Genomic DNA, 15,079 nt, shown 5'->3' on the forward strand with positions numbered 1-15,079 from the left:
AGCTTACCCTGCCCTTAAGGCAACGTTGAAACGGTCATTGTAGAGCTAGCAGCGGACACATTCCCGGCAAAATCTCTGGCGACTACCTTGAAGGTGTAACTGGTGTTCGGTGTCAGTCCAGAGAACGTAGAGCTGTAGACCAATGGTGTTGAGGTCGTGCTCACCTTAACTCCGTTACGGTATATGTCGTATTCTTTGACTCCCGTATCATCGATGGATGACGTCCAATGAATGTGTACGCTCGTAGAGGTTTGGGAATCCGACACCAAATTGGTTGGAACGGTTGGTGCTGCTGTATCTGCAGCCGTAGTAAACGTCAAGGTATTACTATTGGGAGAGATGAAGCCTGCGGCATCATTCGCCAATACAGTCAGACTGTATGTGGTATTGGCAGTCAGACCGGTCAGAGCCAAGGAATTCACTGTCGTAGAGGCTATGAGTTCGGTTCCATTGTTAGAGACAAGATAACGTTTTACGGCTACATTGTCTGTAGAGCTGGTCCAATTCAATTGGGCCGAGTTGCTTGTAATCGAGGTAGCAGCCAAACTGGCAGGTGCCGTTGGTGCGACTCCATCGTTAACGACAGCAAGTGGCGTATCTGCTATTCCACTAGGTACGGTTAAACTGCTTTTGGTCAGCATCAGCTTATCAATCTGGGTGCCGTCCAATTTATTGATGATTTTCACTGAGTGCCAACCATTAGGTAATGTAATTGGTGAGGCTGACTTTGTCCAGCCCCATGCTGCGGTCGTTAGTGTATGTTCAATCCTCGTATCTCCATCCACTTGGACATAAACCTTATTGCTGCTAGCATCGACACCTTTGCCCAACAGCCATAAATAGAACGTGCCCCCATTGCTGACATTGAGGCTATATTCCATGCGAACGTTTGTATTCTCATCCCCGTTGCCATTATTGATCTTCATGTAGCTCCCGCTGGAAGTAGCGGAATCGCTAACTAAAGAAATATTACCTGTCTTAAAGCTATTCCATTCCGACTCCATATAGCGATCGGCGCTTCCATCTAGCGCGATGGTACGCCCGGATGAGGTTACCCACACTACGTTGCTTTCTGCAGACAAATTGCCTGCTGCGTCCTTGGCTTTAATCGAATAGTAGTGTGTATCGGGATCCACATTTCTTAATTGCATTGAACTCGCGGAGGAGCCACTTGAAGAGACGAACACCCCGTTATCGTACATTTCATAGCTGCTCACCCCTACATTGTCGGTCGAGGATGACCAAGTAAAGCTGATATAAGCAGGCTCTCTCATAAAAGCTTTAAAATTGGTTGGCGCACTTGGTGCAGTCGTATCCACTATGGAGGATGCGGCAGTGACAACTGTAGCAACATTGGATGCAGGGGAACGGTTGCCCGCAGCATCCTTAGCTTTCACAGTGATTTGGTAGGTTTTGTTGGCAACAAGGCCAGTCATCGTGTATGTGGGGCTTGTTGATGTTGCCTTGAGTACAGAGCTCACGTAGATATCATAGCCCGTTACACTCGTATTATCTGTTGAAGCTGTCCATGATAAGACTGCACTGGTGTCAGTCACACTAGACGCAGTAACATTTACAGGTGCCGTAGGTGCCTGTAAATCCGTCCCGTTAGCCCATAATGCCCCCGTATTTGCTGCAGTTCTTGGCCCATATATAACCGAGCTACCCGAAATTTCATCTGCTCCTGTATCCGGATTACCGCTGCGTGTTTGTCCGTCCATGTCCGTGCTTAATCCGGTAACTGTATTCCCATAGTTGCTGATAACACTATAGGATTGCGGCCGGCGCACTTCACCCGTGCCAGTAAGGCTCGGATTTGCAGAGTTAATGCCTGTTCTTCCAACACCTTGGAGCGCGCTCCCGCTTAAGAAAAAAAGATTTTTGGCATACGTCGGAATAGCAAGATTATTTAACTTAGAACCATATTCATTAAAAGCTTTGCCTCTATCCGTTTGAATCAGATTATTCTGGATGGTAATCCCCGTTGGCGTGATCGGATACATGCTATTGTTAATATTGATGCCAATGCCTGCATTAACGATCGTATTGTTACTCACCGTCACCTGGTCGGCTGCGTAATGCCCGTTCGCTATATTATCGCCGCCATCTAGATTGATTGCGTTATTGGTAATATCTTTAAAATAATTATTGAATATGGTATGCGAGCTGCCATAAACACGTATGCCTTCTTTGGTACGGATAAAAAAGTTGCCATTCACTGTATTGCTGTTGCCAAACCGAAGGGTAACCCCAGATGGTGAATCGCGAAATGTGTTGTATCGGACGGTATTTCCGCTCGACTTGACACTGATGATCTCGCCTCCATCAGCAGTCACGTTTTCCATCAGGTTATGCTCAACGATCGTTCCTGTTATATCATTATTCGTGGCTTGCCCGATTTGGATAGGCTCCATACCATTGGTTTGGCCAGGAAACAAATCCCCTACATAACGAATATTCCTGAAGTAATTCGTGCTGATTATATTATCGTGATTAGTTTGCGTGGACGTTCCAATTTGGATACCGACACCACTTGAGCGGTTGCCATCGAATGTGTTGGACTCAATCACATTGTCGTGGGAGCTGTTTAACAATTTAATAATATGGGTGGCTGGAGCGGTTGTATCACCACTGTTAAGAAAATAATTGTTTTTCACCTTCATATTTTTCGCACCAATCAGCGAAATCACATTCCGATTGCTATTGCCGGCTACATACTGTACCTCAAATTTAAAATCTCTAAATTCCATCCAGGCACCCGACAATCTAATGGCAGTCGTCCCTGTAAAAACAACTTGTCCCGGTGTCGCAGCGCGAATAATAACAGGTTGGGTGGACGTCCCATTGTTATTACTTAGTATAATCATGGCGTTGCTTCCATCATTATCATAGATGCCGTTAGCTAGAACGATCTCTTCGCCAGCCACGGCATTCGTCACCGCCGTCTGTAATGCGCTAATTGACGAAACATTGGTAACGGCTGCTTCAGCTTTACCCTGTCCGGCTAAACAAACGATAAATAAGAATAATAAACCTACAAACCCAACTTTCTTCAAAATCATCAATCCTCCTTAGATGGGGTGGAGACTCTTCTAACAAGCATGCATGTCAAATTGTACTAAGAATCAAACAATCGTTAAAGCGCTTTCAATAAATGAATTATGGATCATTACTATTCCTCCTTTTTCCTATTTATTTAAATTGTAATTGACAAGGATTGATGAAACTAGCTCGATAATCTTCAAAATTGTGTAAAATTCTTTGCTTTTAGGTATGAGTTGCCTGATATCAAAACAAATAGAACCCAGCCGACGGCTAGGTTCTATTACATGAATTACCCTATTAATGCTTACCAGTATACTTTGGTCTTGCCAAGTAACCTGGCTACAGCTTCCACAAAATAATAATCTCCGTAAATGAGTGAGCAATCAATGTTTTTGCCTGCGGGATGATGCCCACAGCCATGAATAAGCAACCCCTCATGTGTTTCATCATGATTTGTCGAATACATCTCAAAGAGATTCTGGACAACCTGATTGGCATAAGTTTCGTAGGCAGATCGTTCCGAACCCTCCACAAACTTAGTGAGTTCCAATAAGCTTGCGGCAGCAATGGCAGCTGCAGAGCTATCGCGCTTAGCTGTCTTTGGGTCAGGAACAGAGAAATCCCATAATGGAATCAGATCGGGTTCAACTTTATCAAGAAATACTTTCGCGCAATTACGAGCAACATTAAGATATGCATCATTACCAGTGTAGCGATAAGCGTGCGTATAGCCACCGATTGCCCACGTTTGTCCACGAGACCAGACGGATTCATCTGCATATCCCTGGTGCGTTTGACCGAACTTCGGCTCACCTGTTACAGGATCAAACACAAAGGTATGATAAGCAGTAAAATCGGATCTAATTATCGTACTCATGCACGTATTCGCATGCGACTCTGCAATTTGGCGATAGGTTTGATTTCCTGTTATCTCCGAAGCCCAGAATAGGAGCGGTAAGTTATACATGCAATCAATAATAATACGGCCTCTGTTTTCTTCACTAAAGGGATCTCCTTGTTTCCACACATTCCACGCTTGGATGAATTGACCTTTTTCGTTAAATCGTTCTGCCAAACGATCAGCTGCATCCAAGGCCACCTTGAGCGCTTCAGGGTTTCCAGTTATTTTGTAATCTGCCACGAAAGACAGCGAATACAGAAAACCAATATCGTGATCCAATGTTTCCGGGGTGTCATATAAGCGTTTCAAGAGACGCGGATACGAGTCGCGAGCAGTGCGAATAAAACTTTCATCCCCAGTCAATTCATAAGACAACCAATTCAACCCTGTCCAAAAGCCACCTGTCCAAAACCCATTTTCAGAAAACTCATAAACCCCATCTTTCGTATGCGCAGGTAGACGATCTCCGTATTTCGCAGCGTTGCGTTTCGTTTTGTCAGTAATAAATGAAACGATAGTTGATAAATTATTCATGGTGTACTCCCTTTAATCATGTTTATTTGCGCGTTAATCTGCGGTATTGATCAATCGTTACTTTTCCTTGCAGAGCTTCTCCTTCAGTGAAACGCTTTAATTCATCGACAATAAAATCGCAAAGCTCTCTCTTAAGAATTCCGTGGAATCCGCCAATATGCGGCAAGCAGACGACGTTTGGCAGCTTCAGTAGTTCATGGTCAACAGGAAGAGGCTCACGATCGTATACATCCAGCATTGCTTTAATACGGTTGGTACGTAACTCTTCAAGCAACGCATGCTCCTGTACAATAGGTCCTCGTGCTGTATTCACGAATAATGCGCCATTGCGCAATCGCTTCAGCTGTTCGCTGCCAATCATTCCACGCGTCTGGTCTGTCAGTGTATTGTGAAGCGATACAATATCGCTCTGTTCGAAAAGGTCGTTCAATTCACACAGGTCGATCCCTTGAGCGTTCGCTTCATCTTGTGAGCAATAACTGGAACACAACAAGATTTTTACATGAAATGGTTTTAACATCCGTATCACTTGCTTGGATATTTCTCCATATCCCACCAAACCAATGACTCTTCTAGTTACACCGAGAACTGTATCGCGGTTGTTATTGCTCCATTTACCTTGTTTTAGACTGGCACTAAGTGAGGAGAAATTCCAGGCACCAGCAAAAATCATGGAGAATGCACATTCGGCAGTCGAGCGCGCCAGCACTTTATTTGCAGTAATAACGGCAATATCCGTTTCAAACACATCTTCATTCACAATAGCTGCTACACTTCCCGCGCCGTGACCGATAAACTTCAATTTAGTCGCTCTAGCCAGTACCTCTGGAGTAAACACAGGCGATCCCCATGATGTGATACATGCATCATACTCGCCGATTCTTTCAGCTAAATCCTCACTTGTGAATTTCTCATTTAACGCAATAAAATCAACATCGCTAAAGCTCTTTAGCTTGTGAAGTGTCGCTTCCTGCCAAAGTAGCTCTCGAAGTTCAGGATTCTTCATCGTAACTAATGTTTTCACTAGATTGTCCTCATTTCATTAATGGTTTGAGTCAAATGATTCATATAGCTTACATAAGCGGGAAAAATCAGTTCCGGTTCCATACCAGGTTCCTGCAGCTCCTTGCGCCATTTCGTTTCCCATTCTAAGGAATAGTAACCCTGATAACCTGCTTGATCCAGTAAGTTGACAATCTCGGTGATAGGAATGACGCCTTCACCAACCTTCGTATATTTCCAATTCACTTCCATTTTATCTTCAAAGGGCCTACCATCTTTCATATGAACATGAGCGCATTGTGCTCCCAAAAGTGCAATCGTATCAGCTGGAGATTCACCTTCTTCAAGCGGATGAATAATATCATAGATTACCGCACAATTCGTCCGATCGACATCATCCAGCAACTTACGAAGCACTTTCCCCGTCGCAAATTCATTATGCGTTTCTAGCCATACCTGCACTTGCAAAGATGCGGCATAATCACAGGCTCGCCTTACGCGAGAGACAACATATTCATATGGGATAGCAGGCACTTCTTTATCTCTGCGACCGTTGAAGTAACCTAAGAAAACTCGAATACCTTGGGCTTTCAAGTCATGTGCCAGGTTTGCAACCTTTTCAAAATGTTCCGACATCTCCTGATCACGATCCGTTCCATTGAAACAAACATTCGAACCAATATTCGTGACCTTTATGTCAGCTTCTTTAAATAAATGAATTGCCTCTAAGCGCTCATCTGAGGTCATCTCGGTGGATACCATCCATGCTTTACCCTCTCGTAATTCCATCGCTGAAAATCCGCATTCCTTTGAAAACGTTATCATTTTTTCCAAAGTCCACCCCTCACAAGGTAGCGTACTAAAGGCTAAACGTCTCAAGCTTCATTCCTCCTGTTCGTTTCCTTCAACAATATTACTTCCATTGTAGCCCCACGATAGGGAAGAAACTTTCCCTTTTCCACGGATTTATTGCACATTTCCACGACCCCATGTAACATGACAAGTAGGATGAAATATGAATGTGTGGTGCATACAATGTCAGACTTCCCCGTCTATGCGTACAAAGAAATGCTGGATGAAGAGTTTCCATTTAAAGTTGAAGTACGAACACCTGCTTATATGAATAAAACCAAGCATGCTCATGAACATTTACAGCTTTGCTATATGATGTCGGGCAGCTGTTTACACGTCACGAATGGTCGGTCCTACGTCTTAACTAAAGGCGATATTTTTTCCATACCTCCTTATCAGGAGCACCGTCTGGAACTACGCGAGTCGATGGATTTTATCTTAATTCAGATTGACTTTATGCCTCATGCTATTAATGAAAGTCTGCGAGACCTCTCCCGTATGCAAACCTTCGTAGATTTTGCCTATATCAGACCGCTAATCTCACAGGAAGATCTTATTCCTAAAATGGCTCTTCCCCCGAACATTCAATCATCGGTTGAGAATGTTCTCCAAGTAATAAGGACCGAATGGGATGAAATGAAAGACGGGTACCAACTGGCAATCAAAGCAGAGCTCTTAAAGCTACTTGTGATTACTGGACGACAATATGCTCGTTATTCTGAAACTCAGGGTCAACAAGAACAGAGAGAGGTTTTGTTTCATCGTAAGGCTTTTCATAAGGCGATTGCCTATATGGAATCGCACTATCATGAGGACCTTAATCTTGATGATGTTGCAAATATAGCCTATATGTCTCCCTCCTATTTCAGCAGCATGCTGCGACTTGTAAAAGGGAAGTCCTATATTGAGCTCTTATCTGCTATCCGTATGCAAGTGGCTATGGAACTCTTAAGAAACTCTGATCTGAATGTAACCGAGATTGCTTTACGAGTGGGCTACAATCATATTAGCCATTTCAATCGCATGTTCAAAAAGCTAACGGGTATAACACCACGTGATTTCCGAAAGCATCCTTTTTAAACAAAAATTAAAGCTGTTCACCTGATTATTTCGCTTGATACATGTATACATTAAAAATAAACCCATGCAATTTGCATAGGTTTATTACACTGTAAAATCAATTATGATGTTTTAATTTTAATGAGTCTCTTCAACCTAATATTGATCAAGATCTAATTTCATTAATGTATTTTGCATCAATGTACCAACCGCCCATCCGAAACCTCACAACCCGCTTCGCCTGCTCCGCAACCTGCCGGTCATGGGTAATCACAATAATCGTCCGCCCCTGTGCATTCAACAGCCGGAAAATTGCTCCACATTCTCATAAGCACTCAATCTCGGCAGCAGGTTAAAATTCTGGAATACAAACCCGATCTTTCGGTTCCGAATCTCGGCTAGTTGTGAATCCTTCATGGCGTGAATCTGCTTGCCGTCCAGGGTGTAAACACCTTCATCCGAAATGTCCAAGCACCCGATAATGTTCATCAACGTGGACTTCCCGGATCCCGACGACCCCATAATAGCAACATACTCGCCCTGCACAATATCTAACGAAATGTCATCCAACGCCCGTATGGTTTCGCCGCCCATAAAGTAAAATTTACTCACATGTTCAATCTGAATTAAGGCTGTCATTGTCTGCGCCTCCATTATTTGAAGCCAAATTAATGAAGATTGCGATTCAATTTTATTTCCCTTAACGCTTCGCCTTATAAAATTCATGATACAACTTCATGAGCGCCCTTTTCTCAATCCGCGACACATACGAACGCGAAATGCCCAGCTCCTTCGCAATCTCCCGCTGCGTCCGCTCTTCGCCACCTAGCTCCAACCCGAACCTTCCGACTACGACTTCTTTCTCACGGTCGTCCAAAATTTCCAGATTTCTGTAAATTTTGGACTTTTCAATCTTTAACTGCACCGCATCCACCACATCGTCTGCCTCGCTGCCGAGAATATCGATGAGTGTAATTTCATTCCCCTCATTATCCGTGCCAATGGGATCATGCAAGGACACATCTTTCCGCGTTTTCTTCAAGGAACGAAGATGCATCAAGATCTCATTCTCAATACAACGTGCTGCAAAAGTCGCCAACTTTGTGCCCTTATTCGGCGAAAACGACTCGATCGCTTTGATTAGTCCAATGGTTCCTATACTAATCAAATCCTCCAAATCTTCTCCTGTATTGTCGAATTTTTTGAGGTTGTGAACACGAAGCAAGGTAATGTTCATTCTGTGTTACTCATTACATCCAGTCGAAGAGCAAAAAGGCATGATGTCACTTATATATAGCTATCTATACTGGAAATGATCATATTGGATCGAATGATGCTAAGCGGAAGAAGTGCTCCTGAAAATTTGCGATCTTCTGTCAACAATCTGACGTGTTTGATCAATTTGTTGGAAAAACAACCAACCACCGAGCTTTAAACAATTAACTCGGTGGTTGGCTGAATATTATGTCTAGGCTATAGTCCCTTTTCAGTACCAGTTCATAGCGCTATTGAGCTTTTACAATCTCTCTACCATTTTTTAGAAAAGAAATCGCGTTTATGATAGATGCTGCGAATTGCATATCGATCGTTTTACCTGATTGCGCACGAACGTAATTCTCAAGCATATTGAAATTATTCTTAGCCTGAGGCTTACTCAAATGTGCTTGCACGGTCTCGATCTTATCTAACAAATTAGTGAAAGTGGCCGGGGCGTAGATCCAATTCTGTTGGTTCGCATAGCGCACAGCCTCATCCAAGTGATTCGCATCCATCTGGACTTTCAGCGAAAACGTTCCAATAGTTTCATTTCCTGCTGAATCAGCAGCCGTCACCTTCACGTTATGATCGCCAATCTCAAGAGAGAATGGATTGAATGAATAAGGAAGACTAACTTGCGTGCCGTCAACCTCGAAAGACTTGCTAACAACTCCACTTAATGGATCGGAGACATCAAACGTCAGACTGCCGCCATCCGTCCAGAATACTTGCATGGAGCTGGTCGGCACGATCACTGGTCCTGTCGTATCGATATTCACTTTGGTTGGTTTTACGTCTTCTTGATTGCCTAAAGAATCGACACTCCAATACGTAATCACATGTGAACCCTCATCTGACAAAGAAATCGTGGTACCTTGCTGAGTCGGCTTCCCATCCAACGTGTAGAAAGTGCCGCCAACACCAGAACCACTGTCACTCACCGTAAGTGTGACTTTTACAGGGTGATTCACCCATCCTGTCGGTGCATCATCCGTCGTTACAGGCGGAATTGCAGGTGCTGGCTGGTTCACTATGGCAAGGTGAGGCTGAGCTGGCTCCGTCATACCAACGCCAAGATAGAAGCTTGTGTGCGGCGGTTGGTTATAACCTGTATTTTGCCATGCTACCCCTAAACGGTAAATCGGATCATGCATCAGTGTACGCAACCGAGTTTCGGTCAATGCACTCGTTGTATAAATCCGCAGCTCAGAGCTGTCTGTGTTGCGCCATACGACTTCTTCACGCCAATCTCCAAACAGGTCGGCTTGCAGGTTCGGCGTTGATTTCGTGCTATTGTTGGACAGCGCGTCATCCACGGTAAATAAATTGTTGGTCACATGGTTCACATAATCCCATTTATCAATACGAGTGGCATCTAACAGCTCACGATTCAAGTCGCCATCCCACCAAATGCCGAAGTTCGTGGAGCTCGGAATCGTCGTGGAGATCAACTCGCCTTTGGCACTGTATAGACCTGTTAGCGGAATATGTTCAGCATTCGTGATGGTAGCAGCCCATACTTCTTCACCTAAATAGGTCGGATCGATGTCTGCCGACATGCCGCGCCCCGTATCAATGCCTGTATGAATGCCCCATAGAATTTCACCTGTTTTCGCATCCCGGAAGTCCATACCGTAAGGGGAATCCGTATGCTCATGCACATTGAAGAACTCAAGCCCTGGTCTAGACGGATCCAGATCGCCTAGATGCTGAGCATCCCCGTGACCGAGCCCCGTATTGTAAAGCGGTGTGCCATCATCATCAATGGCCATAGCCCCGAATGTGATCTCATCCTTGCCATCGCCATCTACATCGCCTATGGACAAGTTATGATCGCCCTGAGCGGTATACGCTGCTCCAAGTCCATCGTCATTGGAATCAAAACGCCATTTTTTGGTCAAAGCGCCATTCTTATAGTCGTAGGCTACAATGACAGTTCTTGTATAATACCCACGACTAAAGATCAAGCTTGGGTGCTCGCCGTCGAGATAAGCTGTACCAGCAAGGAATCGGTCCACACGGTTACCGTAAGCATCGCCCCAATCGGCCACGACTCCGCGAGGAGGATCATAATTGGTCGTCGCGATGGCTCTTCCTGTTAAACCCTCGAAGACGGTCAAAAATTCAGGACCTTGCAATACATAACCCGAGCTATTTCGGTGATCGGCGGCTGCTTCGCCAATCGCAACGCCTGTTCCATCAATCGTACCATCAGCTGTTTTGAGCGCGACTTCTGCTTTCCCGTCGCCATCCAGGTCAAACACTTGGAACTGTGTATAGTGTGCGCCTGCTCGAATGTTTGGCCCAAGGTCGATACGCCACAGGCGAGTGCCATCCAGCTTGTAAGCATCGATATATACGTTGCCTGTGTAACCAGCTTGTGAGTTATCGTGGGCGTTCGATGGATCCCATTTCACGATCAACTCGTAAGTGCCATCGCCATCTACATCGCCGACACTCGTATCGTTTGCGCTGTAAGTATAGGCTTCGCCTGCCTTCGTGATTCCGCCATCTGGCTTCTGCATTGGAATAGACAAGTAGTTATGCTGCCACACGGATGCTTCTTTCGAAGCTACGCGTTCAATGCCTGCGTTCACGGTTTTCAACTGATACACCGATGTATCTGTGCCAGCTTCATCAAGCAAATTGGTTGCACCTGTGATCGGTGCTGCATTTACTTTGACACCGCTACGGTACAAATTAAATGATATGTCAGATGCATCCGTGCCTAGCATTTTCCAGCCTAAGTAGACGCCATTGTCTTGTTTGACCGCCACAAGCGCGCGATCGAGATATTCGGCTTGGCGATTCAGTACAGTAACAGCTGATGTTGCCAGCGTGTCAGATTGTCCTGATACACCGCCTGCGCTTACAGCTGCGACCTTATAATAGTACGGAATCGTCGTTAGCACGGTGGTATCGGAATAACTCGCTTGGTTGGACTTTCCAATCAAATCAAAGCTGCCGCCAATCGACTCTGAGCGGTAAATGTTATAGGTCTTGGCTTCTGTGACCGCATCCCATTGAATGGTTAGATCGTTCTTATTCACGGTGCTCGCTTGTAGATGTACAGGTACTTCTGGGATCGGCACAGTCGGATCAATCATGGAAACGGTAATGGACCCCGATGGCCCTGTCTCCGTTAAAGCCAAATCCACGGTTGTCACTTGGTATTCGTAGGCCATCCCTACATCGACAGTGCGATCTTCATAGGTGTTCGTTGTTATGCTGCCAAGAAGCTGGAATTTCGATGCACCGGCTACTTTGCGATAGACATTATAGGTCGCAGCATCTTCGACGCCAATCCACGACAGGGTGACGGAAGGATTCGCTGGATCTACTTGCTTGGCCTCGACCTTCAGCGCTGAAGGAGCCATAAGAATAGGAGTAATTTCCAATCCGTTTACGATGCCAGTTGAACCACCAAACTTGAAGTTCATTTGTCCATCACTCACGGAAGTTTGCGGAATTATTTTTTCAACCACAGACTTATTGCCTGCCGTTACGGTTCCATAATCGGTCCCCTCGATGGCAACGGTCGTTCTTGCACTTCCCAGATAGTCACCAACGTATAGCTTCACGGAGTAAAGACCATTCGGCAGATCCAACATGAACTCCCAGCCGACATTAAAATAGCCGAGCCAATCGCGAAGCACATCCGTGCCCGTAGCCCGATCACGGCCTATCATGCCCGTTGTATCCTTGATTCCATAGCCTTTCTGTGCCGTATACACAGATGAAAGATTAATCCCCGTATAGCCTTCTTGAACGGGAGAGGTGGCCAAACCGAAGTCGTATTTCATCGTTGCATGCTTCGTTGTGATCACAACGACATCGGACTGCTCCGATTCGCCTTTACCGTTGATCGCTGTTACCACGACATTATAAGTCTGCCCTTCCGTCATCCCTTGAATCGTATTGGTTGGCACTGTCGAAGTTCCCACTAAGACGTACGCCGTTTCGGAGGCTAATTTTCTATATATTTTATAAATATCCGCACCTTCCACAGCATTCCATGTCAGGACTGCACCTGCATTGCTGACACTGCCTGCCACAACGCCCATTGGCTTGGATGGAACTGCTGCCGGTGGCGCCACACCCGTGACATAGTTAGAAAGCGGGATACTCAGATCTTTAAGTCCACCTGATAACAGACGCGCGATCTGGATGGCGCCATACTCTTGGAAATGCGTGTCGTCCGCACTGCCGCTCGGGAAGGCAGTATATGTACCTGCTGGTACATGGAGGAAGACTGCAAGTGTCCCGATTGGTCCGATCGTGTTATAGTACGTACGACTTAATGAACTTAAGTCCACCAATTTGACATCCATCTCTTGTGCTACTGCTTTCATCCCATCGACATACTCAGGGAAACTGATATTGAATAGACCCGTTGTTGCGTTAAAGTCTCTTCGACCAACAGGTGTTACCAGAATCGGGATCGCTCCACGCTGTCTAGCCCCGTTGATATAAGTCTTCAGATAGTTTTTGAAATCCGCAGGGGAAGCATATCGTTCTGGAACCGAGATCGTCGCATCATTGTGACCGAACTGAATCAGGAAATAGTCATTCGGTTTAATCGCACGCAAAATGGTATCTAATCTACCTTCGGTGAGGAAGGTTTTGCTGCTTCGCCCGCCAATTGACTGGTTGCTGAACGTAATGTCAGATGTAAAATAGCGGGAAATCATCTGTCCCCAACCGGCTTGAGGCTTCCAGTACGGATCATAAGTTTGCACGGTAGAATCGCCCGCAATATATACCGTAGGCGTTTCTCCAGCTGCGCGATCCGCCAGCTTTGAAATGACAAGTCCATTAATTTTGGGCGCAGACCCGGAGAAGAAAATGTTCAATTGACCATCCACGAGAGCAACTTCGAACGATTGCTCCAAATAGTCGCCAGCTGCTTTAGACGTGAGCGCAATTTTATTCGCTGTCATTCCTTCTACGGATACAGCAACTTCCGTTGCTGCACTAGTATCACCTGAGGTAACGGAAACCGCATAATCCCCATTGGGCAGATCCACGTTGAAGGACGTACCTGCTGGTGACAAATAATCGGATTTCAGCGGATCTGCAGTACCGCTGTTACCAGAGCCGACAAGCGATGGATCGGCGAAGCCGTATCTGAGCTGATCGGAATACACAACTGGAGCCGTGATCCCAAAGTAGCCGTCCGCTACGGGGCCAGGACCGAAGTCGATTTTCAATGGTAAGTCAGATGGAAGCGCATTAGGAACAACAAATACTGTACTTGCTGCCACATTAGAGGCCGCAGAAATACCTGCTGTGTTGGAAGCTTTCACCTGATAGTAATGCACAACTGATGTATCAGCTGTTGTGTCGGTGAAAGAAGTCGATGCAACCGTACCTATTTCAGTATAGGTTCCAGCAGCAGAATCCGAACGAAGTACGGTATACCCTGTTGCACCCGCTGAAGCTGTCCATTGCAGGGATACTTGACCTTCAGTGACACCGCTTACCATTACATTCGATGGAGGAGCTGGAAGAATGACGGTTTGTACCACATCCGCTGTTACAGATGTACTAGCAGTGGATTCAAGGCCTCCTGCGTTTATAGCTGTAACTTGGTAGGTATATGTATTTCCTACCGATACGGCTGTATCAATGAAAGAATTCGTTGGTACTTGTGAGATTAAATAATAGCTTGTCGCGCTATTCGTCGCACGGTACATATTGTAATAGACGGCATCCGTGACACTATTCCAAGCTAGTGATACGGATGCTGCACCAGCAGTCGGATTGATATTAGTCACTGCGAGAGCTGTAGGAGTCGAGGGAGCTGTAGCTATCACCTGTTCAATGATTAGACCATTCAAATACCCCGCCCCTGTACCGCTGTAACCGGTTGTGATACCTACGGTTAACTGACCATCCGTGACGGTTGTGCTATACGTTGCTTGCGCAATTGCAGTCTTCGTTGAAATCGTCCCTTTCACCACACCTTCCAGGGAAACCGATGTCTTCGTTGTCGACGTTCCCGCAAGGAGATCACCAGAATAAATCGTCACATTATAGTTCCCGTTCGGTACGTCCGCTAAGAACGTGAACGGCGTTCCCAGAATGAAATCGTTCGTCAGATCCGTTCCGCCTGAACGGTTCCTTGAAGCGCCTGTTGGCAATGCCGTTTCAAGCCCGTAGCCTCTCGTCTGCGTATAAGTCAATTGATCATGAACTTGATTATACCCCGCCAAGACTGGACTGCTTACTGGACCAAAATCAAATTTACCTACATATGCATCTGCAGCATGTACCGTTGGTTGAGCGTTTGGCAGAACTTGGATTGCAGTGCTTGAAATCATAAGACCACATAATAGCATAGCTGCTATTCGACTTGCTTGCTTTTTCATTAGACAAAGTCCTCGCTCTCTACGTGGTTTTCATTCTACCCAGATGCTCGTTCTCGTT

8 protein-coding genes are annotated in these 15,079 nt (G+C 45.6%); 1 reads left to right on the forward strand and 7 read right to left on the reverse strand.

What is annotated here, in order from left to right; translation table 11 throughout:
• Positions 1-14: 14 nt before the first annotated feature.
• From L6I86_RS30110 to L6I86_RS30125, 4 genes are all read right to left on the reverse strand, one after another.
• Positions 15-3,056 carry a fibronectin type III domain-containing protein gene (locus tag L6I86_RS30110; RefSeq protein WP_236292198.1) on the reverse strand — a complete coding sequence of 1,014 codons (3,042 nt, stop codon included), beginning with the start codon at positions 3,054-3,056 and terminating at the stop codon, positions 15-17.
• A 293-nt stretch (positions 3,057-3,349) separates the two neighbouring features.
• Positions 3,350-4,480: a glycoside hydrolase family 88 protein gene (locus L6I86_RS30115; protein WP_236292201.1), complete on the reverse strand. Its 1,131-nt coding sequence runs from the start codon at positions 4,478-4,480 to the stop codon at positions 3,350-3,352.
• Positions 4,481-4,502: 22 nt separating this feature from the next.
• The gene (locus tag L6I86_RS30120; RefSeq protein WP_236292204.1) at positions 4,503-5,504 is read right to left on the reverse strand and encodes a hydroxyacid dehydrogenase; all 1,002 of its coding nucleotides are present in this window, start codon (positions 5,502-5,504) and stop codon (positions 4,503-4,505) included.
• Positions 5,504-6,307, reverse strand: a complete 804-nt coding sequence (locus L6I86_RS30125) for a sugar phosphate isomerase/epimerase family protein (RefSeq protein WP_236292207.1) — start codon at positions 6,305-6,307, stop codon at positions 5,504-5,506. Before L6I86_RS30125 ends, L6I86_RS30120 begins: the two co-directional genes overlap by 1 nt.
• A gap of 171 nt (positions 6,308-6,478) precedes the next feature.
• On the opposite strand from L6I86_RS30125, the gene L6I86_RS30130 reads away from it, so the two are divergent.
• A complete protein-coding gene (locus L6I86_RS30130; protein ID WP_236292209.1) occupies positions 6,479-7,414 on the forward strand; it encodes an AraC family transcriptional regulator in 936 nt (311 codons plus the stop codon).
• A gap of 276 nt (positions 7,415-7,690) precedes the next feature.
• Here the strand turns inward: L6I86_RS30130 and L6I86_RS30135 are convergent, their stop codons facing one another.
• From L6I86_RS30135 to L6I86_RS35745, 3 genes are all read right to left on the reverse strand, one after another.
• Positions 7,691-8,032: an ABC transporter ATP-binding protein gene (locus L6I86_RS30135; RefSeq protein ID WP_276574912.1), complete on the reverse strand. Its 342-nt coding sequence runs from the start codon at positions 8,030-8,032 to the stop codon at positions 7,691-7,693.
• 61 nt (positions 8,033-8,093) lie between these two features.
• Positions 8,094-8,630, reverse strand: coding sequence for an RNA polymerase sporulation sigma factor SigK (gene sigK, locus L6I86_RS30140; RefSeq protein WP_236292212.1), 537 nt, complete (start codon positions 8,628-8,630; stop codon positions 8,094-8,096).
• Between the two features lie 268 nt (positions 8,631-8,898).
• On the reverse strand, positions 8,899-15,021 hold the full coding sequence (locus tag L6I86_RS35745; protein WP_276574913.1) for a rhamnogalacturonan lyase family protein: 6,123 nt from the start codon (positions 15,019-15,021) through the stop codon (positions 8,899-8,901).
• Positions 15,022-15,079 lie beyond the last annotated feature (58 nt).

This window comes from Paenibacillus allorhizoplanae (assembly GCF_927798215.1).
Classification (GTDB): domain Bacteria; phylum Bacillota; class Bacilli; order Paenibacillales; family NBRC-103111; genus Paenibacillus_E; species Paenibacillus_E allorhizoplanae.

Excerpts from the sequence above, each read along its gene's own strand:
- L6I86_RS30115 (WP_236292201.1), bottom strand. The coding sequence starts at position 4,480 with ATGAATAATTTATCAACTATCGTTTCATTTATTACTGACAAAACGAAA.
- L6I86_RS30125 (WP_236292207.1), bottom strand. The coding sequence starts at position 6,307 with ATGATAACGTTTTCAAAGGAATGCGGATTTTCAGCGATGGAATTACGA.
- L6I86_RS30130 (WP_236292209.1), top strand. The coding sequence starts at position 6,479 with ATGACAAGTAGGATGAAATATGAATGTGTGGTGCATACAATGTCAGAC.
- L6I86_RS30135 (WP_276574912.1), bottom strand. The coding sequence starts at position 8,032 with ATGACAGCCTTAATTCAGATTGAACATGTGAGTAAATTTTACTTTATG.
- sigK (WP_236292212.1), bottom strand. The coding sequence starts at position 8,630 with ATGAACATTACCTTGCTTCGTGTTCACAACCTCAAAAAATTCGACAAT.
- L6I86_RS35745 (WP_276574913.1), bottom strand. The coding sequence starts at position 15,021 with ATGAAAAAGCAAGCAAGTCGAATAGCAGCTATGCTATTATGTGGTCTT.